Raw genomic sequence first — 21,558 nt, 5'->3', positions numbered from 1 at the left:
AAATAGTATTAACCGTATCTGTGCTTTGTTTAACGTTCATTTGTATGCAATGTGTTCCTGAAAAAACCGTTGCCCAACAAAAAACACCAAGCAACACAACACAACTTCCCAAAAAAGCTGAAGCCCTTCCTAACTTAAAAACCGAAAAACCAACCGAAGGCATTGGCGAAGTAGTCACTAAATTTTCATCAACTTTGAGTAACATCTCGGTTGAAAAAAAAACAGATACTTTTTCTCCCGAACGCTTTCCAAATGTCGTTTATCCAACCTATCTCAATAAAAACTTGGGTTTTTATCTCCCAAACTGGATTGTCACTTTACAAACTACACTTTCAAAAGTTTACAAGCAAAAAGGAATTCCCTTGAGAAATCGAGGTATATGGGGTTCGGTAGATTGGAAAGAACACAATAACGAAGGAACAGATTGGAATTTCTTTATTAATCCTGATAATGGACAAGCCTATAAGGATAATTTTAATACTCGTAAGTCGGTCAATATGAATACTTTTTCATCGGCATTATCTATCGAAAAAAGAATACAAGGTGGTGTTGTGGATCTGAACGGCTGGGATAATAAGTCGGAAGATGAATTAGCAAGAATGGGGAATAACTTAGCTCGTGCAACCGAATTTGGCGATTATTTCGTGAGAGGAAAACAACAAATTGGACTGGTCAATATGGACTGGGAAAATAATTACGAAAATGGTTCAAACCCACGCAAAGCACTTCGTTTTATCAAATCTGTTTGTGATAATTTACAAGGAATTTTTCAGGCGATGTACGTGCATCCCATCAAACCCGAAGTTGGGTATTTATCAAAAAATGGTTATCCTGATGCCAATGGAAATGTAAAAACGGGCGATATTAATCCACTTTATACTAATCATGAAATGTTAGATGGAATTGATTATCGACTAACAGATTCCGAGAACTTTGCCCCACTTTTAGAAATGTCTCATTACGGAGAAACCACCATGCACGGTTTTAATGACGGCGTAAGAATATTAAATGCTTATGGAAATAATGCCAATATTGAACATTATTTGGCACGAGTTACCAGCATGGCTGAAAAAAATTATAGTTACCTTCACAGTATTGGTAAGGATTTATGTTTTATTCAAGCAAAACTTATTTGTGATAGAGGCGGAAATGGTTGGCAATACAAAGACGGAAATCGTCTGGGCGGTGGAGCAAAAACAGGATTTTCCCAATATTTAACCCGTGACCAAGCCTTCAAATCGACGATGGCGGTTTTCTTTTCGGGTTTACATTTTCATGAATGGAACAGACCAATCCCAAACTTAAATGCGGATAGTTACAACGGTTTTCAGTTTGCCTTGAATTTATTGGGAACGAGAAAACAATTCTCAGAAACCGAAAAAATATCAGCGGTGGACATGAGAACGGCTCAAGCCGAATTTCATTTGTGGAAATCAAAGTATAAATTTGCAGGAGAGAGCAATTTCAGACAAGAAGAAGGTTACAAACTGAAAGACAATACCGATAATTTATTAGTCAGAACGATGCGTCTGGGCAATAAATTGGCAATTGTGGTACTGAATCCTTATCATGTTGCTACTAAATTTAATCTTACGGTGGCGTGTACAAATGGCGGAAAAACGATTGAAAAATCATTTACCGCAGCAGATTGGCAGTCGTGCTACCCCAATGAAGCCCGTAAAGATTATATTTTTGATATTGTTGAAATGAAATAAGTGGTTAGTTATTGGTAATTAGTTATTGGGGAGAACTCCTAAGGTAAGAAATTACCGCAATTTAAGTATTATTTAAAATTTAGTTTACCTTTCAATAAACTACAACATATTGATTAATAGACACTTAAATCAACCATTCAACCGATAACCAATCACTAATAACGACATAAAAATATGCTTAGTTTTTTTAAGGTAAATGCAGTTTACCAAATCTTTAGTTTATTGATTTTGCTTGTACTCATCCGTGTACCTGTGTATTTGGTGGGTCTGCCCGAACTGATTCCAGAATTGCAATGGATGTTGGTTGGCGAGCAAATCAATAAAGGTTTTGTGATGTATTCCGAGATTTGGGATAATACTGCCCCGCTTTCTGCTTTGGTTTACGCTGGACTTGACGGTCTTTTTGGTCGCTCGCAAACAGTTTATCAATTGGCAGCTTTGTCGGTTGCTTCATTTCAGGTGATTTATTTTAATGTGATGATTAATAACCGTGATATTTTTGCCAAACGCAATTATGTTCCAGGTTTAATTTATTTACTTTTTCTCAATATTTCCTTCGATTGTTGTACGCTTTCGCCTGTTTTGATGGCAACCACTTTTGTGTTGATGTCATTCGGAACGATGGTTCGTCAAATCAGCAGATTACAAGCAACCGATGAAGTTTTTGAAATTGGCTTTTTGATTGGTATGGCTTCTTTATTTTATCCTCCTGCTTGTATTTTCATTCTTTGGGCAATTGCTTCTTTGGTATTTTTTAGTGGTGCAACCCTTCGCCAACACTCATTATCAATCTTTGGTTTTTTATTCCCATTGTTATTGACAGCTCTGTTTTTCTATCTTGACGGAACGTATGAGGCATTTTCAAGAAATTTCATTTCATCTGTTTTCCAAATAAGACAGTATAATCTCAACGATTTCAAAACACTTTTGGCAACTTTGCTTTTACCTTTTGGCTTAGGAATTTTAGGCTTTTTGAGATTAGTAAATGCCTTTGGTTTCAATAACTTTCAAATCCGTTGTCAGCAAGTAATGATGCTTTGGGCAATTGCGGGCATTGTGTCAATCGGTCTTATGCCATTTTTAGCTCCGATGCAATTCCTTATTTTTGTACCCGCTTTGGCATTTTTCACCATTAATTTCTTCAATACATTCAAAAAACAATGGTTGGCGGAATTGATATTTTTAGGTACATTCGGAGCAATATTATTGATTCATTATCAAGCGGTTTATGCCACAGGTTCAGAAGGTTTTGTGCAATTAAAAAACTTAAAATTAGGTCAAAAAGTGGATGTGAAAATCCAAAATAAAAGGGTTTTAGTTTTAGGTGATGGCATGGAAGAGTATAAAAATAATTATGCTGCCACGCCATACTTGAACTGGAATTTAGCCAAATATGAATTAGAAAATCTTGATAATTACGACAACGTAATCAGTATCCTCCGCAATTTTGAGAAAGATTCGCCCGAAATTATTATTGATAAAGTAAACCTTGCCCCAAAACTTTTTAAAAGAATTCCTGCTTTGGAAAGACGTTATAAATTGGTTGAAAAAGGAGTTTATAAGCGGGTTTAGCCTTGTTTATCATTCATAACAACTACAAAATCGACCCACAAAACTATGAAAGCCTATAATCCACAATGGTCAGCTAATGAATCAACTCAACAAACTACTCAGAAGTGGTTTCGAAAAGGCTTTTTGAGTCAAGAGCAAATTTTAGAAGTTCAAAAATCTTATCCCTTAGATTATTATAATCCAAGCGGTTTCTTGAAAATTGGGCTTTTCATTTTCACCATTTTGGCGGCTTCATTTTCTATAAGTATTATGACTTTGTTTTTTATTGCACCTTTTCAAAGCAATGAAAAACTTGCCATTATTATTGAAGCGTTTGTTATCGGAATAGTCTTTATATTCGTTCTGGAATCACTTATTAAAAGTCGAAAATTATATCATTCGGGTATCGACAATGCTTTGCTTTATATGGCTTTGGGAGCATTTTGTACGGCTATTTATTTGATTTTTGAGCAATCACACCCTCCTACTTGGCTATTCTTAACAATTTTTCTTCCTTTTTTAATCGTTTCAGTCATTCGATACGCAGATTTGGTTGTGTGTTGTATCTCGTTTTTCTTAGTATTATCTATTCTTATTAGTTTAGCTTTAACTTCTGTTTTTGGAAAAACTTTCCTGCCATTTATCATCATGGCATTCTCGATTGCCGTTTATTTTTTAATTAAAAAACTGAGCAAAAGAGCTGATTATTTATATTACGAACAATGTTTAGGCATTGCCAAAACACTTTCTTTAGTGAGTTTTTATTTGGGAGGAAATTATTGGGTAGTCCGAGAAGGAAATGCTATGATTAATGACTTGGCAACAACAGCTTCTCCACAAATTGCCTTTGCACCATTATTTTATTTTTTCACCTTAGCGATTCCATTGGCTTATATTTTCTTTGGACTCCGTTATCGTGACCGCTTGTTGCTCATTATTGGAATGCTTACTGCTGGATTTTCAGTTTTTACTTACCGCTATTATTTTGGATTTCTACCAATCGAAATGGCTCTGACAATCAGTGGAATTTTATTAATAGTCTTGTCAGGAGGATTAATTTATTATCTTAAAAATGAGAAAAACGGCTTTACTTATCAGCCTGATGATGAACGAGAAGGAATGAATTTAGAAGCTTTATTAATGTCCGAAGTGATTCAATCTAAAGTCCCACAACAAGGTGATACTTTTCGGTTTGGCGGTGGCGATACAGGCGGTGGTGGTGCAGGTGGAAACTATTAATTCATTTACCATGAAAAAATTCTTACAAAAACTCAACACAGACCGTATTTTGTCAATTTGTGCCATATTGATTGGTTTAATGACTCTTGTCGTTTATTTTATTCAAACACGTCTTTTAATCGAACAACAACACGCTGGCGTTTGGCCTTGCGTAGAAATTACCGCCACAAATGCTTATGAAGGTACTCATGACAAAGAGTCATTCAAGGTAAATGTTACCAATAAAGGAATTGGTCCAGCCATTATCAAGAAAGTAGAATTAAAGTTTAGAGGAAAAATTTATCACGAATATTCCGATATTTTTTTTATGGTCAATCATAATTATGATTTTGGACGCAGTAGTTTAGAAGGACGAGTAATGGCTGCTAATGAAACTGTCAATCCTATACAAATTCCTTTGTCGGTAGAGGGACATAAGTTTTCTCAGATATTCTACAATACCGACTCTCTGCAAAGCAAAATTTATTACCAATCCGTTTATGGAAAATGTTATGTAAGCTCTGGATTTGATGCACATGAATTGCCCAACTGTGATTTTTTAGAAGAGAAAAAATAAAGTCACCCCTGAATTATTTATAATTATAGAAATAAAAAATATAACAATAATACCTTTATTTAAGGAAAAACACTCATTTAATTGACTTATTTCGTGAATTCTTTTCAAAAATGTATATTTGCTATCAGTAAACAGTAAACAGTTATCAGTAAGTAGTAAACAGTAAACAGTAAGCAAAAAATGGTACATGAAATCAATTCGTATAACCACTTTGAGATACTCGCAACTAATTACGGTTTACTGATAGCGGTTCGCCGCCCGACTGCTTTACTGATAACGATTAACTGATAACTGATAATGAAAACTGTCAACTCTTACAATTTTGCTGGCAAACGTGCCTTAGTTCGTGTAGATTTTAATGTTCCTTTGAACGAGCGTTTTGAAATTACAGACGATACTCGTATTAAAGCTACTATTCCAACTATCACAAAGATTTTAAATGATGGAGGTTCTGTAATTTTGATGTCGCACTTAGGTCGCCCGAAAGATGGCCCTACTGACAAATATTCACTAAAACACCTTGTTACACCGCTTTCTGTTGTATTTGGTCGTCCCGTAAAATTTGCTGATGATTGTATTGGACAATCTGCTATTGAACAAGCTTCTGCTTTGCAAGGAGGTGAAATTTTATTGTTAGAAAATCTTCGTTTTTACAAAGAAGAAGAAAAAGGGAATGTTGAATTTGCCGAAAAATTGTCAAAATTAGGCGATGTTTGGGTAAATGATGCTTTTGGAACAGCTCACAGAGCCCATGCTTCAACAGCAGTAGTTGGTCAATTCTTTGAAGATAGAGTTTCTGGTTTTGTGATGCAAGCAGAAATCGAAAATGCACAAAGAATCTTAGAACACGCAGAAAGACCTTTCACCGCTATTATGGGTGGTTCTAAAGTTTCAGACAAAATTTTATTAATTGAAAAATTATTAGATAAAGTTGATAACCTTATCATTGGTGGCGGTATGACTTATACTTTCACATTGGCAGAAGGTGGAAAAATTGGAAAATCAATTTCTGAACCAGACAAAGTAGAATTGGCGAAAGAGCTTTTGAAAAAAGCAGCAGAAAAAGGCATAAAAATTTATATGCCAGTTGACAATTTATGTGCAGATAAATTCTCGAATGATGCAAATCGTCAAGTGGTAGCAACTGGTGAAATTCCTGACGGATGGGAAGGATTAGACATCGGCCCAGAATCAGCAAAATTATTCAAAACAGTTATCGAATCTTCAAAAACTGTACTTTGGAATGGCCCAATGGGCGTTTTTGAATTCCCTAACTTCGCTAATGGTACAAATGCCATTGCAGATGCAGTAGTAACTGCAACAGAAGAAAACGGTGCATTCTCATTGATTGGTGGTGGAGATTCAGCTTCGGCAGTAAACAATGCAGGTTATGGCGACCGTGTTTCTTATGTATCAACAGGCGGTGGTGCTTTGTTGGAATACATGGAAGGTAAAACATTACCAGGTGTTGCTGCTTTAATGTAGTAATTAGTTACTGGTTATTAGTTACTGGTTACATCAATAAAACCAATAACTAATAACTTTTTTAGTGTCCCTTGTGGGTTTTTGACTAATCTGTTACTGGTTACATCAATAAAACCAATAACTAATAACTAATAACCAATCACTAATAACCAACTTTCACTTCTGCCCCAACGCCTTGCGTTATTCCTCCTCTCAAATCCAATTTCTTGGTATTTCCTTGATAACCATTTGGTAAATTTACTACGTGTCCTTGTTCGATGATGGCATCGAGCGTTGAGGTAGGTATTTGTCCGCACGTCCATGTAGTGGGAATATTCCAATTACCCGATTGAATACTAATTGTCTTGTCTGTTGGACAAGGTAAAACTGTCACAGTTGCATTGCCCGTAACCGTACCAACGCCACAATTACTGGCAACGGACGCAATAGAATAGGTTTGCGTACTGCTTGGACTCACCGTTTTGAGGGTTGGAGACTGCGATGTGGTCTGCCCCGTAGTCACATCAGAAGTTTGATAAAACCAAGCATTTCCACCCGTAAAATTAAGATTCAAATTAGCTTTTTGTCCAGAGTAAATAGATGTTGAACCTGTAATATTGGCTGTTATGGGTTCTCCGATTTTTATTTGTACGGGGTCGGATTCCTCTGATAGGCACGTGCGTTGTTTGCCTATTATTGTGTATGTGCCTGGTTGGGTTACAATTAAAGAATAACTTTCTTGTTGAGAAATAATAATTCCATTCCTTTTAACAATCAAAGAATCAAATAAGGTTAAATTATTAGGTTTATTTTCATTGAACCCGAAGCGTAAAAAATTATTCGCACAAATTCCTATATCATTTCCCAAAGTTTCTGCCAATATAGGTTTTGGCAATTGACTAATTACCTTTATTTCTGTCGAGTCTGAAAAACCAGTACATGAGCCAGAAGTTACTCTACATTTATAAAATCCAGCTTGCTGTGGAGTAAAGTAACTGTTTGTCGCAGCTACAATTGGTTGTGAACCTTTGAACCATTGAAAATTAGAATTGGGAGATGAATTTAAAACCAGAAGTTGAGCATACCCACCTTGACAAATTAATGGTCTAAAAGTATGAATTCTATATGTAACTCTATCTCCAACGGTAATCTTAACAGTATCTGATGGATTGATAATACAACCTGATGAACTACCATCAATAACATACTTCCCAGTTTCGGTTATATAGTTATATGAAATATTCTGATTTGTAGCAACTCCATCTTTATAAAGAGTAATATTACTAAAACCTTGTAAATAGTTATAATCTAAATATGTTGTCATCCCTTGACATATTTCATTACTAAAACCTTCTTTTACAAATAATTTTAATTTTACAGTATCTTTTCTAATAACATTTATTCCGTTAGATACAGTAGTACAATTTCCTTGACTTAATGCTAATGAATATGTTCCTTCTTCCCAAACTGCATTTAGATAAGGTCCAGTTTCATCTTGAATATTAACACCATTTTTTTTCCATTGAAATGAATAAGTGGCTAATGGATTTTCATTCAAAATGTTATTTACAAAACCAGCATATGTTGCATCTCCACAAATAACAACTGGTGAAGTTCCATTATAACTTGATATTGTAGTATTATCTATTACATTACTAAAAACTACAATAGAATTAGCAATTGAACTTGCAGTATAAGCAACAGGACATTTGTCCGTAATCGTAGCTTTGTAATTTCCAGTAATATTAGCGATTAGTGTATCTTTTATTTCTCCCAATAATATGTTATCATCTCTTCGCCACTGATAAGTTGCACTATCGCTAAAATAAGTATTTCTTATGATTACTGACGTTCCAGCACATTGAAATTTATCGCCTACACGATAGGAGTAGTAATTTACTGTTTGCACGACAGAAATATTAACACTTCTTGTGTAGTTACTACACCCCGTTTTACTTACAGAAGCTATATAATTACCTGTTTGAGTCATGCGGAATGAAGGATTTGTACTCTGTGTTATTCCATTTTTTTTCCATTCGTATGATACTCCTAATTGGTTGGAACTAATTATTCCAGTAAGAGCAGAACCTTGACATAGTGATTGTCCATAGTATATCTCCCTCCCCAGCAAGTTCTTCACCGAAATAGTCAAAACCTGTCCATCCGTACTCAAATATCCACTCAATGTACTCGTAGCCGAAGGAGAGGTCGATACAATCCTGATTCTATATTTTGTTCCTACCTGTAAGTATTGTGGAAAGGTAATCTCAATTGGACTAACCATGCCATTACCAATTTCGGTTTGGTTTCTAAAATTTCCATTGGCATCAGATAAATAGACTTTATAAAGTGTTCCAACGGCTAATGTTGTGATAAAGGGAATGGATAATATGCCATTTGGACAGAAAGACGTTGTGCCTAAATTTCCCAAAGTAATCGGGGCAGTCGTAACTGTTACCGTCAATAAAGCGTAATTCACACAACCGCCCGCATTAGTTGCCGTTACCGTGTAAGTTCCACTATTTAAAGAAGTTCCGTTCGGTATTACAGGATTTTGTTCGGTAGAAGTAAAAACATTTGGTCCCATCCAACGATAAGCATTAGAGGCATTTCCAAAACTACTACCCGAAAAAGCCGTCAATAAAATGTCAGAATTGGTATAAGCAGGATAGTCTAATTTAGCAAAAACTACGTCACCATAATTGGCGTTCATTCTGATATTACCTTCAATGATTGTCCCACAAGTTCCTGATACTTTTAGGCTATAATTACCAATATCTGAGTAGTTGAAGTTTGTGATAGTCAAATTATTGGATGTTGCTCCGTTAATATCCACTCCATCTTTTTGCCATTGATAAGAAGAACCATTATTACCCACACTAATCGTTTTGCTTCCTCCAATACAAACGGAGTTATTATAAGAGTTCACTACGGTAATTTGAGTTGAGGGCGAGCAAGTTCCAACCGTTATTGTAGCAGGGTTTGAGAATGTCCCCACGCCGCAAGCATTTGCAAAAGTTGTAGCTAAAAAAGTAGTTGTAACGGTTGGATTATGAATAACATTGTTACCTATTGGATTTAAGACATACCAATCATAAGTATTATTGACATTTAGTAACATCGGTGCAGCACCCGTGAAAGTATAATTTATTGTGGCTGGTCGCCCAGACCCAACCGTAAAATCATTTCCATCAAAACTCAACGTTGCAACATTCGTAATCTTAACAGGAATAACTGCCGACTGTGAAAAACAAAGTTCATTACCACTGTATCGTACTGCATAATTCCCTGATTCACGGGCAATTAACTCCGTATTAGTTTGTCCTGCAATAACGTTTCCGTCTTTGAGCCAAGTCAAAGTGCCATCGGTATAATCCTTCACTTGTAATTTAATGACATTATTTCCACAAGTTTCAAAGGCGTTTGCAATATTTTGCTGAATTTGTGGAGCAGGTAAATTGAGATTGGTGATACTAATATTCATTCCATTTGAATTACCCGTACAAGCTCCTTTGGTAGTTTGTAAATAATAATATCCCGTTTGGCTTACCACAAGACTATCTTTGTTGGCTGAAGAAATAGCCACACCGTCTTGAAACCATTGTAAAGTATGTGTAGCATTTACGTTTATTCCTTTCAGAGTAGTAGTTCTCCCCTCGCAAATGGTAGTTTTATTAGTTGTAATTTGCGGATTTGCGGAGTTCCCAAAATTCAGCGGAATACCAGAGGAGTTGAAAGTACAAGTACCTTGCGTAGTCGTGAGTGTATAGTTTCCTGTGGCAATGGCTTTATAAGTTGAATCATTCGCACCACTAATATTAACATTATTTTTTTTCCATTGATATGTAATCCCAAAACCTTTTGCTGTACTCAATCGTATGGTATCACCCGTACAGGCTTGGGAAATATTATTGGAAGTAATTTGGTAGTAATGAACTCCTGCGATATACTGTCGCACAATAATTCCCGAAGAAGTAGCCGTGCAAGCCCCTTGCGTAAGCGTAAGACTATAAAGCCCTTCAGAAGTTACGTTATAGATGCGAGAAGTAGCTCCCGAAATATCAACGCCATTTTTTTTCCATTGAAAAGTGCTCCCAGATGGAGTATTAATGGATTTTAGATAAATATTACTGCCCGAACAAATGTAATATTCAGCAAGATTCTGTTCCAATGAATCAGAAATAAAAACACCCGAAAAATTGGCACAAGCTGGATTTTGAGAAAAAACAGAAGAACTAAAAAGTGACAGAACAACAGACAAAAACAGGGTGAGGTAGATTTTCTTCATCTTGTAGTGATAGATTTATTTTTGAGTGTTTTTTTTCACAAGATAATACACCCATTCACCAAAAACAAATCAGAAGCTAAGTCCTAAATAATTATCTTTGAGGAAATAATATTGGGTAATCCTTTCGTTATTACTCAATAAATTACCAATCAGTCAATCACAACGCATTTAACGTGAACTTCCAACAACTTCCAATAAATACCACTGCCCAATATTTACTGAATGATAGTCGTCAATTATCGTCTCCGCAGCGTTCTATCTTTTTTGCAATCAAGGGGTTACACCACGACGGACATCAATTTTTGGACGACCTTTACCGAAAAGGAATTAGAGAATTTGTCATCGAACGTAATGCCCTCACTCCTACTCTTTTACGTGAATTAAACCGTATGCCTGATGCAAAAATCTGGCAAGTAGATGATAGCATTTTGGCGATGCAAGAGGTGGCAAAACATCATCGTGAACAATATTCATTTCCCATTATTGCCATCACGGGTAGCAATGGAAAAACGGTGGTAAAAGAATGGCTTTCGCAATTATTGAGTAACCGTTTTAAGGTTGTAAAAAGCCCAAAATCGTATAATTCTCAAATTGGTGTGCCTTTGTCAGTTTGGCAAATGAATGAAACCCATAATTTAGGCATTTTTGAAGTCGGCGTTTCTCGACCTGACGAAATGGCAAATCTTGAAAAAGTTGTGCAGCCACAAATCGGGATATTTACCAATATTGGTAATGCTCACAATGAGTTTTTTGAGGATAATTTACAGAAAATAAGAGAAAAAATGCTCTTGTTTAAAAATGCAAAACAACTTATTTATTGTGCAGATTACGTAGAAATTGACGAGATTATTAAAACAGAATTCTCGAATCAAAACCCTGATTGTGAATTAATTAGTTGGTCGAGAATGGCACGTAGCACGGGAATCTTTCCCGTGTCAGCTCACGGGAAAGATTCCCGTGCTACCGACATCCAAGCCAATTGGATTACTGAATTTCAAAATACCAAAGTAACGCTTAATTTCCCTCATCAAACAGGAACTTTTGACGTTCCATTTACCGACGAAGCCTCCATTGAAAACGCCATTCATTGCATCGTCACGCTTTGGCATTTGGGCTATAATTCGGTAGAAATCCAAGCTCGTTTACAGATACTCCGTCCTGTTTCGATGCGGTTGGAATTAAAACAAGGAATACGGAATAATTATCTCATTGACGATACGTACAATAATGATTTAGCAGGATTAACCATTGCTCTAAACTTTTTATCTCAACAAAAACAAAGGAACAATAAAGTTCTGATTTTGAGCGATTTATTAGAAACAGGCATTCCCGAAAAAGAATTATACCGACAAATTGCACACTTAATTAAACAGCGAAATCTTCATCAATTTATCGGAATTGGCGAGGTTATTTATCGGAATAAATCATTATTTCAAAGCCTTAAAAATGGGTCAGAAACAGATATTCAATTTTTCAAAACAACCGTTGATTTTTTAGATAGTCAGGCACTCAAAGAATCTCAAGAAAGTGTTATTTTGGTGAAAGGTGCAAGACGTTTTGGCTTTGAATCTATTATAAATCGTTTGGTACAAAAAACGCATCGGACGGTTTTAGAAATTAATCTTGATGCCGTTACCAGTAACCTCAATTATTTCCGTGATAAAGTCGGACAAAAAACCAAAATCATGGTGATGGTCAAGGCTTTTGCGTATGGTTCGGGTAGTACCGAAGTAGCTAATTTGTTGCAATTTCATGGTGTTGATTATTTGGCAGTTGCCTATACCGATGAAGGCGTTTCGCTTCGTCAAAATGGCATTTATTTGCCCATTATGGTCATGAATCCTTCCGAAAATGACTTTGAACAATTGGTAGAATTTTCGCTTGAACCTGAAATTTATAATCCTAAAATCTTAAAACAGTTTTCGGAATACATTGATAATCGGAACATTAGCTCAAAAATTCACCTAAAATTAGACACAGGAATGCACCGTTTGGGTTTTGAACAAGAACAATTACCCGAACTAATCGAAACCTTACAGTCGAATCCTAATCTTTGGATTTCTACCATTTTTAGTCATTTAGCGGCGGCAGACGAAGGCAAATTTGACGATTTTACGCTTCATCAAGTCTCACAATTTACCGAAATGGCTAATCAAATTTCGGAAGCGATTGGTTATGTACCATCTCGACATTTAGCGAATTCCGCAGGCATTGCTCGCTTCCCCGAAGCCCGTATGGATATGGTACGTTTGGGCGTTGGTTTATATGGTTTGGCAGCAAAACCCGAAGACCAAGAAAACCTCATGACGGTTGGGACTTTGAAGACCGTAATTTCTCAAATAAAACATATAAAAAACTCAGATACAGTTGGTTACGGCAGAAAAGGCGAATTAATGAGAGATACCAAAACCGCCACCATTGCCATTGGATACGCCGATGGTTTCAACCGCCGATTTAGTCGGGGCGTAGGCGAAGTGCTTATTCACGGACACCGTTGCAAGGTCATCGGGAATGTGTGCATGGATATGACGATGGTGGACGTAACCGACGTGCCACACGTACAGGAGGGCGATGAAGTGATTATTTTTGGTAATGACCTCACAATGATTGAATTAGCCAATAAAATCGGGACAATTGCCTACGAAATATTGACAAGTGTAAGCCAAAGAGTAAAACGAGTTTTTTATCAAATGTAGGAGCGAATAGCATTCGCCCAATATTGTTCGATGACGGGCGAATGCTATTCGCCCCTACTTCAAAATTTTCTTAATATTCAGCAAAAACATAATTACTCCCACACCCGAAAGCAAAAAGTAGTACATCGCAAGGGAATATACGAGTTCGTTATCGACTGAAAATACTAATTTGAATAAGATATAAGTCAAGGCGATATAACCGTAAATTATTCCCATCAACAGGAAAATATATGATTGCGTTTTGCGAGCATACAGAAATAAACCAACACACAAAATCAAGGTAATGAAGGCGTAAATAAACCAAAGCGATTGGCTAAACATACCCGTCAAAGCAGAGATTAAAGTCAAATTACTGCCCAATAAAAGATAGGTAAACGAAAAGTGTTTTTTCAGATTTTTGTATTCTGAAATTAAGCCATTCGCCGATAAGCCCAAGCCCAAAACGATGGCAGTATTGATAAAATGAGGAGCAGAAAAATCATTTTGCGATAACACCGAAAGCGGAGCAATCGACACACCAACCCACGACGCAAAAGCAGTAATTGCCATTGAAAGCACTCCACGATGGTCGAAGAAATAAGCACTAAAAAAGAATGAAATAGCGGGCAAAATCGTCACCAAGCCATATTTTGTGCCAAATAAATCGTACTGAAATTGCAAATAACCCTCCAAAATCAAGAACGAAGTACAAGCCAATAAAAGAGCGAAATCAGCGAAAGTATGGGCATTTTTAGCCTCCTCCCAAGTAAAAGGCTGACGTTTCCAAAACACAAAACCAAAACACGCCAAAGTAATCAAGGCAATCAAAGCCACAATCACTCCGTGACCAATGGTATCTAAATTTTGGTAAATCAACACGCCCAGACCACCCGTCAGCAAAGTAATTCCCAAATACAAAACCGTCCGCAATTCATAATGAAGCGAAAAAGGTTTCTGCTTTTCATACTCCGAAACAACAGCACTTTGTTCAGAAGAAATAATACCTTTCTGTTGGAGGTCTTGGAGGATTGTTTGGGTTTGCATAGACTTGAAAATTGGATTCTGACGTGAAGATACCTAAAAAATATTCTCCTTCAAATATCATAAAACTGTGGTAAATTTGGGCGTTCATCTATAATTATCAAACAAATCCTATATTCATGAATCACCTAAATAATCCACATGATAAATTCTTCAAAGAGACTTTCTCTCGCTTAGAAGTCGCACAAAGTTTTATCGAAGAAGTATTTCCTTCCGATTTACGAGAAAGACTTAATCTATCATCTCTCAAACGGATAAATGATTCTTTTACCGATGACGAATTAGAAGAATATTTAGCCGATATTGTTTATCAAACAGAATACGCAGGTCAAAAAACACTGGTAACACTCTTATTTGAGCATAAATCTTACGTTCAAAAATATCCGCATTTACAGCTTTTGCAGTATATTCTCAACATTTGGAAAGAAGAACGTAAGCAGAAAAAGAAGTTATCGGTCGTTATTCCTGTTGTCATTCATCATGGAGAAGGCACATGGAAATACAAACCTATCAAAAGCTATTTTAAAGACATACATCCTTCCCTCGAAAGATTCATTCCAGAATTTGATTATCTGCTTTTTACCCTTGATAAAATTGAAGATTATCAGATTGCCAATTTCCAAAATTTACTACTCAGCATGGCAACTATGTTATTGAAACACAGTCATGATAAGGAAGAGGATTTCCTAAAATTAACCTCATTTTGGGTAGAAAAACTAAACCGTTTGGATGCTGATAAACAATTAGAATTTATCAAAACAGTATTTCTATACATTGAAACAGCCCTGAACTTGACACAAGATAATTTAACGCCTATATTTACAGAAGTTTCCACCAACGTAAACGACATTGCCATGACGATTGCAGACCAAATAAGAATATCCGTTTCGGATAAAGTTAGAGAAGAAACATTTGAAAACACAACTTTTAACTATGTCAAAGGTTTATTTCAAAATGGAGCATCAATAGAGTTGATTTCAAAATCTTTTGGCTTATCTATCCAAAAAGTAGAAGAAATTATCCAAAAGATTAAAGCATCTTCCAACTAATATTGAAATGCTTCAATCATAAACATACACCACATTTTAAGAGGTTTTACGACCTCTTTTTTTGTACCCCAATAATATATTTCGGGTATTAAAAATTGTACATTTGTCTCAATCTTTAAACCAAACCTACTTGAGAATAGTCCCTTAAAAAAAACCTACTAACCAATTTCCAATAACCAGTCACAAAATAGCCATGTCTCCCGAAAAAATAGAACTTCCTCCTAAATATTACCTGACGTATTTTCAGTACCTCATTGATTTTGTGCAGAAAAAATATCAGCATATTTTGAATGAAACAGAACAGCAGTTTTTGACGGAGTTCGAGGCTTTGACGGAGGATGAAAAATGTCTTTTTATCCGTTTTTGTAACCGTACAGGCTCTTTTTTCAGAACGGATAAATTGAAATATGCTGAAATTGAGAATATTCCAGAATCTCTGAATGCTTTGATTGAAAAGGGTTTTGTCGAGCCACTTTCTGAGAACCATCTTTTGCAAGCGGGCGATATTTTGGATATTTTTAGCAAATCGGAATTGATAGAATTGGCGAAAATGCTTAATCTTGAAACTCGAGGAAAGGCATCTTTGAAGAAAGACGAAGTATTAGATTGGCTCTTGGCGGTTGGTAATTGGGACGATATAGTTTATCTATTAAATGATGAAGATTACGCCCAAATTCATGCCCTACCGCACTCACTCGTGAAGGTATTGCACGAAATGGAAGTCCAAATGCTAAAGTTTCTTTTCTTTGGCTCTCGGCACGGCGATATGACCGAATTTGTCACCCGTGATTTGGGATTTCAGTCGTATGAAAAATTTGACGAGGACAAAATGGTAGCGTACTTCCAAACTCGACAGGAAGTAGAAGACAAATTGAAAGTAAGTCTTGCACGTGAGGATTTTTATTTGATGCAACAAGCTGAAATTGAGACAATTGAAATTTATAATTGGTTCATGGATTGGACGGAATCTCACCGAAAAGAATTAGCCGAAATTGCTATTCCAACGTTCAATCGTTTTTCGCTAAAAGTTGCTCTTTATTTAGAAAAGAAAAAGGATTTAGACCAAGCCTTGACCATTTTTAGACTTACCGAAGAATCACCTTCTCGGGAACGTCAAGTCCGAATTTTGGATAAACAGAAAAATAAAGAAGAAGCAAAAGCCCTTTGTGAGGCTATTTTAGCTGAACCACAAAATGCCGACGAACAGTTTTTTGCCGAAGATTATTTGAATCGTTTGGAAGCTCAATTACAGAAAAAGAAATCTAAAAAAGCCGTTACGCAACAGCTTCATAATTCACAGTCTATTACAATTGATGCTTTGTGGAAACGACAAGTGGAATTTGGCGTAATTGATTATTACGAAAATAGAGGTTTAAAGGCAACTTTTACTGAAAATCACCTTTGGCGAAGTTTGTTTGGTTTGCTGTTTTGGGATATTATTTTTGATACTGATTCATTAGCCATTCATCACCCTTTACAACGTTCTCCTTCCGATTTATTTAAGCCAACTTTCTTTGAAAAACGTAAAGAAAAAATGGAAGAACGCCTTAAAATGTTGGAAGATGAAGATGCTACTACGGTTTATATGAATCGGATTTTCTTTGAGAAATTTGGCATTACAAATCCTTTGGTGGATTGGTACGGTGGACTTTTCCCTTTGATATTGACACTTTTAGATAAACTTTCACCCGAACAAATCAGTTTAATTACCTTAGAAATGGCTCGAAATCTCCGTGAAAATGTACGTGGTTTCCCCGACCTTTTTATGTGGGGCGATGGCGAATATAGCTTTATAGAAGTAAAATCGCCAACGGATAGTTTATCAAATCAGCAATTATTTTGGTTACGCTTTTTCGAAAGTATTAATGTGAATTCTAAGGTTTTAAGAGTTGAATGGAGAGTGGAGTTTTCTGAATTATGATTTATGTGGTTTTAAGATTTTCGCAATACAAAAGCCTTGCAGATTCAAAACTGCAAGGCTTTTCATTTTACGCACTTCTCTGCAAAACTTCAACCAACTTTTTCAACGTTATAATCGTTTCAATCCTTGCATCATCTAATGCTTGCCATAGTTTTCTTTCCTGTATGATTTTTTCTTCGTTCATCTGCCCCCCCCACCACTTTCAGCATTTTTTAAGATTTTAGTATCTTTTTGGGGTAAATCTTCTATTAAGTTACTGAGTGGGATTTCTAAAATTTCTGCAATTGCTTCTAAGGTTTCGGCTTTTATTTTGGTTTTCCCAGTTTCCAGAATTGAGTAGGTGTTCTGCTTCATTCCTAATCGGTATGCCATTAATTCCTGGGTAAAGTGTTTTTCGTCTCTATACTTGCGTATGCGGTTAGCGTAGGCTTCGTTTTTCATGATATTAGAATAATAAGGTTTAAACAATTGTTACAAAAATTATCAATAAAAATCATACAAACAAGTTAAAAGCGTGATAAAGTTATCATATTTAATGATAGCTTTATCCTGAAAGAGTAAACGGTCAAATTCAAAATTTACGGAAGTTTGTAAAAACAAATTCGTAAACCCTTAAAATTTGATTATTATGAAGAAGATTAGTTTATTACTCGGTGTGTTATTTTTTAGTTTTATGATTGGCTGTAAGAGTATTGATGAGTCTATTCAACCAGATACATCTAAGTCTAAACAAGGTAAAACCATGCGTTTGCAGGGAGTACCAGAAGGCAATGGACAGACAACCTTTGCTATGGGAGGTATTTCTGGGGAATGTCAGCAATATATTTTTAATGACCCAAATCAAAATGGTCTTGCTGGACGACAAGGACTCTTGGCAGTTAGAGCTATCACATGGACAGAAGGATTTATGCAAAATAAATTTAACATAAATGATAAACCTGCTTTCTTGTCAGAACCCTATCGTAGTTATGAATTAATGTTGGCAACGGCAGTAGCATCAAAAGAAGGTTGGGAAGACGGTGGGGATCTTGCTATTGAAAACAGGCTGTATATAGGATTAAGCCCAATGACAAGACTTGCAGGTTATCCTTGCAATGAATATTATGGAGAACAAGAAGTATTTGCCTATTACAGTAAAGTAGTTAACAGAGGTTGGAATTTGTGGTATAATAACCAACAAATGTCTTTTGAGCAATTAGCTGATTTAGTTGAGTTGGAATTACAAAAGGATGAATTTGTTACTTTTTTAAGTTCAGAGACAACAATCAATAGGGGGAATATAGGAGAATTTGATAATGGTTTTTGGTGGGTTGATATGACTGCAGAAGAGTTTAAAGGACGGTGTTCACAAGCTGGTGTTCTGTCAGATTTAATAGCTTATTATGGACCACAAGGACAAATCGGAAATGCTTACGCACAATTCAATATCCAAACAGGTAATATTTTTGAAGATGTAGTAATACGGTCTTTGGGTAGAACAAAAAATCGTAAGAGATTTCCTGTTAGTGATCCATCTTTACGTCCTCAATCTGTTGAACCTGATGCAATTGAGCAATCTGCTGCAACTATACAAGAAAGAAGGGGTGGTAAAACTGTCAATAAAGCAATATGGTGGAGAGAAGGAACATTAATTGATGCAAAATTTAAGAATTCAGGGGATGTTGAATATGAACGGCAAGGTGATTATCCTGACCAAACAGCAGGGTATATAGATGTTTTGGGAAGAATAGATGAAGCAAGATTCTCATATGACCCATTACAATCATTTACAGATTTAGGTAGTCCAATAATTAAAAAAGCATCTCAGTCAGGGGCAGCTATTCTTCATTATGTTACACCGTCCGACATAGGAATAAGTGAAGAAATTAAAAATAAAGCGAGTGAAAAAAATATATTGATATTGCAATCAAAGATGCAACGTACTATCTTTGGTGACCAAGTAAGAGTGGGATTTGCGAATCGAATTAATCAAGATAGAGTAAATGGTTATGGATTTGGAGGTTTATCTTACTATGGAGACGGTGTTTACATAGATTTTTCAAAAAGACGATGATAGAAGGTGACATAAATATTTTATCAATAAAAATAGATGCTAATATTTCATTGAAAGATATTCTAAATTATTTTTCACAATATACTAATGAATACATCTATAAGGTTACAAGTGAGAGTTTGTGGAACTTATTTTATGATGATAATCAGGGTATAGTATTAGGAATATTGAGTCATAATGATTTTATTTTCCTTGTTGCATATATCGATAAAGTAATACAGGGACAAATGACACATGAGTTTTTTAAAAAGTATTGCATTGTTAATAATGTTAATGCAATACTTTACACTAATAATAATACAGTTGATTGCTCATATATTGATATTTGGGAAAATGGAAGTTCAAAAAGATTTATAGCTGAAAATTACGGAATAATTGATTACGAAAATGGTGAAGAAACTGAATATGAAGTGAACGGAAAACATCCTTCACAAATACTGAAAACATACCTTGGTTTTCCATTAAGCGAATTGAATAACGTACTTTACGATGTAGTTATCTTGAAAAATTAGAAACATGAAACAACTAATATTCCTTTTCTTTCTCTCTCTAATCGCTTGTCAATCAAGCTACAAAGGCGAAATTACTTTTGAAAACGAATCAAAGAAAGTGGTGAAAATCATTGCTTCCACAGACAGCGTTTTGACAAAGATGAGTGAAGGGGTTATTGTTAGGCAACATCAAAATAAAGTGGTTTTTGAGGTAGGTTCTTTGCCTCAAAAACCATCTAAAATTTATTTTTTTGTGTATGAATATACCCCAACGGGTATGGATGATGTGGAAGATTACGTCAAGAGAATTGATTATGATACTGAGCGTATGGATAAGGATGATACAAAATTGGTGTATCATGTCTTAGAAAATATGAAGTGTGAACACCGTGAGAATGCCCAAAAAGCATTAATAGCTACCCAGAAAAAATAAACCCAAAATGGCTTCTTTTTATGTATTGACTCGGCTGATTCAACAGAATCGGCGTGGGCTTTCTGTTACCTACGGTCTGATTATTTTAGAAAGCACCATCGCCCTAAGTCGCCCTTATTTTTTAGGATTAGCCACTTCTGATTTACTGTCCCAACATTTGGATGGATTGTTATATCTTATGAGTTTGCAGTGTGCCTTGATTGTGGTGGGTTATATCCGTAGGCGTTATGATACTCGTGTGTTCACGAATGTGTATGTAAGGCTTGTTTTAGAGATGTTCCAGAAACGATTGAATATCAAGGATGATGATTCAAAACTATTCGCTTTGACGAGCCTTTGCTATGAGTTTACAGATTTTTTAGAGAACAAATTAACCTACTATATCGAATCATTGTACGGTGTAATTGGGGCTTTATTAATGTTGTATTTCCTTGATAATCAGTTGATTTGGCTGTGTATTGGCTTATTTGTTCTATCAATTATTCCGAATATTGGTTACGGTAAAAAGATGAATGAATTGAATTTTTTGAAAAATAATGAATTTGAAAAAGAGTATGCCATCATTGCTCAAAAAGACTTTCAAGAAATACAAAACCACTTTAATAGACTTAAACAATGGTTCATTAAAATATCCGATTATGGAGCTTTGAACTATGGCGGAATGGAATTATTATCTACCATTGGCATTGGAATGTCGCTTTATTTAATCAGTAAAGACGGCACTTCCATCAAGGAAATAGTTGCCGTGAATGGCTATATTATTAGGTTTAGTTCGGGAATCATTATGATTCCAAATATAGTGGATAGGCTTAGTTCTTTAAAGGATATTTCATTGAGAGTAAAAGCAATTTTACTAGAATAACGTATATTGTTTAACGTTCAAAAATATTAATCCTATGTTATCAGAAGGCGTAAAAGTGTATTTTTCGGAAGGAATAAATCCCTCTGAAAGAATAAGTATTTCCGATGGCGTAATGCTAATGGAAAGCGAAGATTACCAACGGATAGTTTATCAAATCAGCAATTATTTTGGCTACGCTTTTTCGAAAGTATTAATGTGAATTCTAAGGTTTTAAGAGTAG

Annotated in this window: 16 protein-coding genes; 13 read left to right on the top strand and 3 right to left on the bottom strand. The window is 35.6% G+C overall.

Annotated elements, in window-relative coordinates:
- The first annotated feature begins 44 nt into the window (after positions 1–44).
- The 5 genes from VB796_RS16925 to VB796_RS16905 all read left to right on the top strand — a co-directional run bounded on the left by VB796_RS16925 (position 45) and on the right by VB796_RS16905 (position 6,546).
- Positions 45–1,715, top strand: coding sequence for a hypothetical protein (locus VB796_RS16925; protein ID WP_323347754.1), 1,671 nt, complete (start codon positions 45–47; stop codon positions 1,713–1,715).
- A 174-nt stretch (positions 1,716–1,889) separates the two neighbouring features.
- Entirely contained in the window at positions 1,890–3,287 is a 1,398-nt protein-coding gene (locus VB796_RS16920; protein ID WP_323347753.1) for a hypothetical protein, read from the top strand.
- Positions 3,288–3,332: 45 nt separating this feature from the next.
- Positions 3,333–4,505: a hypothetical protein gene (locus VB796_RS16915; RefSeq protein ID WP_323347752.1), complete on the top strand. Its 1,173-nt coding sequence runs from the start codon at positions 3,333–3,335 to the stop codon at positions 4,503–4,505.
- Positions 4,506–4,515: 10 nt separating this feature from the next.
- Positions 4,516–5,061, top strand: a complete 546-nt coding sequence (locus tag VB796_RS16910; RefSeq protein WP_323347751.1) for a hypothetical protein — start codon at positions 4,516–4,518, stop codon at positions 5,059–5,061.
- Between the two features lie 297 nt (positions 5,062–5,358).
- Complete coding sequence (locus VB796_RS16905) at positions 5,359–6,546, top strand: phosphoglycerate kinase (protein ID WP_323347750.1); 1,188 nt, start codon at positions 5,359–5,361, stop codon at positions 6,544–6,546.
- A gap of 142 nt (positions 6,547–6,688) precedes the next feature.
- Here VB796_RS16905 and VB796_RS16900 read toward each other — a convergent pair whose 3' ends face one another.
- Positions 6,689–10,813, bottom strand: coding sequence for a hypothetical protein (locus tag VB796_RS16900; protein WP_323347749.1), 4,125 nt, complete (start codon positions 10,811–10,813; stop codon positions 6,689–6,691).
- A gap of 173 nt (positions 10,814–10,986) precedes the next feature.
- On the opposite strand from VB796_RS16900, the gene VB796_RS16895 reads away from it, so the two are divergent.
- Positions 10,987–13,509 (top strand): bifunctional UDP-N-acetylmuramoyl-tripeptide:D-alanyl-D-alanine ligase/alanine racemase, encoded by a 2,523-nt coding sequence (locus VB796_RS16895; protein ID WP_323347748.1) that lies wholly within the window; start codon positions 10,987–10,989, stop codon positions 13,507–13,509.
- 54 nt (positions 13,510–13,563) lie between these two features.
- On the opposite strand, the gene VB796_RS16890 is transcribed toward VB796_RS16895, so the two are convergent.
- On the bottom strand, positions 13,564–14,532 hold the full coding sequence (locus tag VB796_RS16890) for a DUF2157 domain-containing protein (protein ID WP_323347747.1): 969 nt from the start codon (positions 14,530–14,532) through the stop codon (positions 13,564–13,566).
- 116 nt (positions 14,533–14,648) lie between these two features.
- Here VB796_RS16890 and VB796_RS16885 point away from each other — a divergent pair, with 116 nt between their 5' ends.
- Together VB796_RS16885 and VB796_RS16880 are read left to right on the top strand one after the other, a co-directional pair.
- Positions 14,649–15,578, top strand: coding sequence for an Rpn family recombination-promoting nuclease/putative transposase (locus VB796_RS16885; protein ID WP_323347746.1), 930 nt, complete (start codon positions 14,649–14,651; stop codon positions 15,576–15,578).
- Positions 15,579–15,771: 193 nt separating this feature from the next.
- Positions 15,772–17,499: a VRR-NUC domain-containing protein gene (locus VB796_RS16880; protein WP_323347745.1), complete on the top strand. Its 1,728-nt coding sequence runs from the start codon at positions 15,772–15,774 to the stop codon at positions 17,497–17,499.
- 180 nt (positions 17,500–17,679) lie between these two features.
- On the opposite strand, the gene VB796_RS16875 is transcribed toward VB796_RS16880, so the two are convergent.
- Entirely contained in the window at positions 17,680–17,940 is a 261-nt protein-coding gene (locus VB796_RS16875; RefSeq protein ID WP_323347744.1) for a helix-turn-helix transcriptional regulator, read from the bottom strand.
- Between the two features lie 187 nt (positions 17,941–18,127).
- Here VB796_RS16875 and VB796_RS16870 point away from each other — a divergent pair, with 187 nt between their 5' ends.
- The 5 genes from VB796_RS16870 to VB796_RS16850 are packed head-to-tail and all read left to right on the top strand — an operon-like array spanning position 18,128 to position 21,537.
- A complete protein-coding gene (locus VB796_RS16870) occupies positions 18,128–19,552 on the top strand; it encodes a hypothetical protein (RefSeq protein WP_323347743.1) in 1,425 nt (474 codons plus the stop codon).
- A complete protein-coding gene (locus tag VB796_RS16865) occupies positions 19,549–20,064 on the top strand; it encodes a hypothetical protein (RefSeq protein ID WP_323347742.1) in 516 nt (171 codons plus the stop codon). Before VB796_RS16870 ends, VB796_RS16865 begins: the two co-directional genes overlap by 4 nt.
- A 4-nt stretch (positions 20,065–20,068) precedes the next feature.
- A complete protein-coding gene (locus VB796_RS16860; RefSeq protein ID WP_323347741.1) occupies positions 20,069–20,476 on the top strand; it encodes a hypothetical protein in 408 nt (135 codons plus the stop codon).
- A 7-nt stretch (positions 20,477–20,483) separates the two neighbouring features.
- Positions 20,484–21,338 (top strand): ABC transporter six-transmembrane domain-containing protein, encoded by an 855-nt coding sequence (locus VB796_RS16855; RefSeq protein WP_323347740.1) that lies wholly within the window; start codon positions 20,484–20,486, stop codon positions 21,336–21,338.
- Positions 21,339–21,372: 34 nt separating this feature from the next.
- Complete coding sequence (locus tag VB796_RS16850) at positions 21,373–21,537, top strand: hypothetical protein (protein ID WP_323347739.1); 165 nt, start codon at positions 21,373–21,375, stop codon at positions 21,535–21,537.
- Positions 21,538–21,558 lie beyond the last annotated feature (21 nt).

The organism is Arcicella sp. LKC2W, assembly GCF_034931005.1.
Taxonomy (GTDB): Bacteria; Bacteroidota; Bacteroidia; order Cytophagales; family Spirosomataceae; genus Arcicella.
The sequence above is the reverse complement of the archived record's forward strand: the minus strand, read 5'-3'. Positions and strand labels throughout refer to the sequence as shown.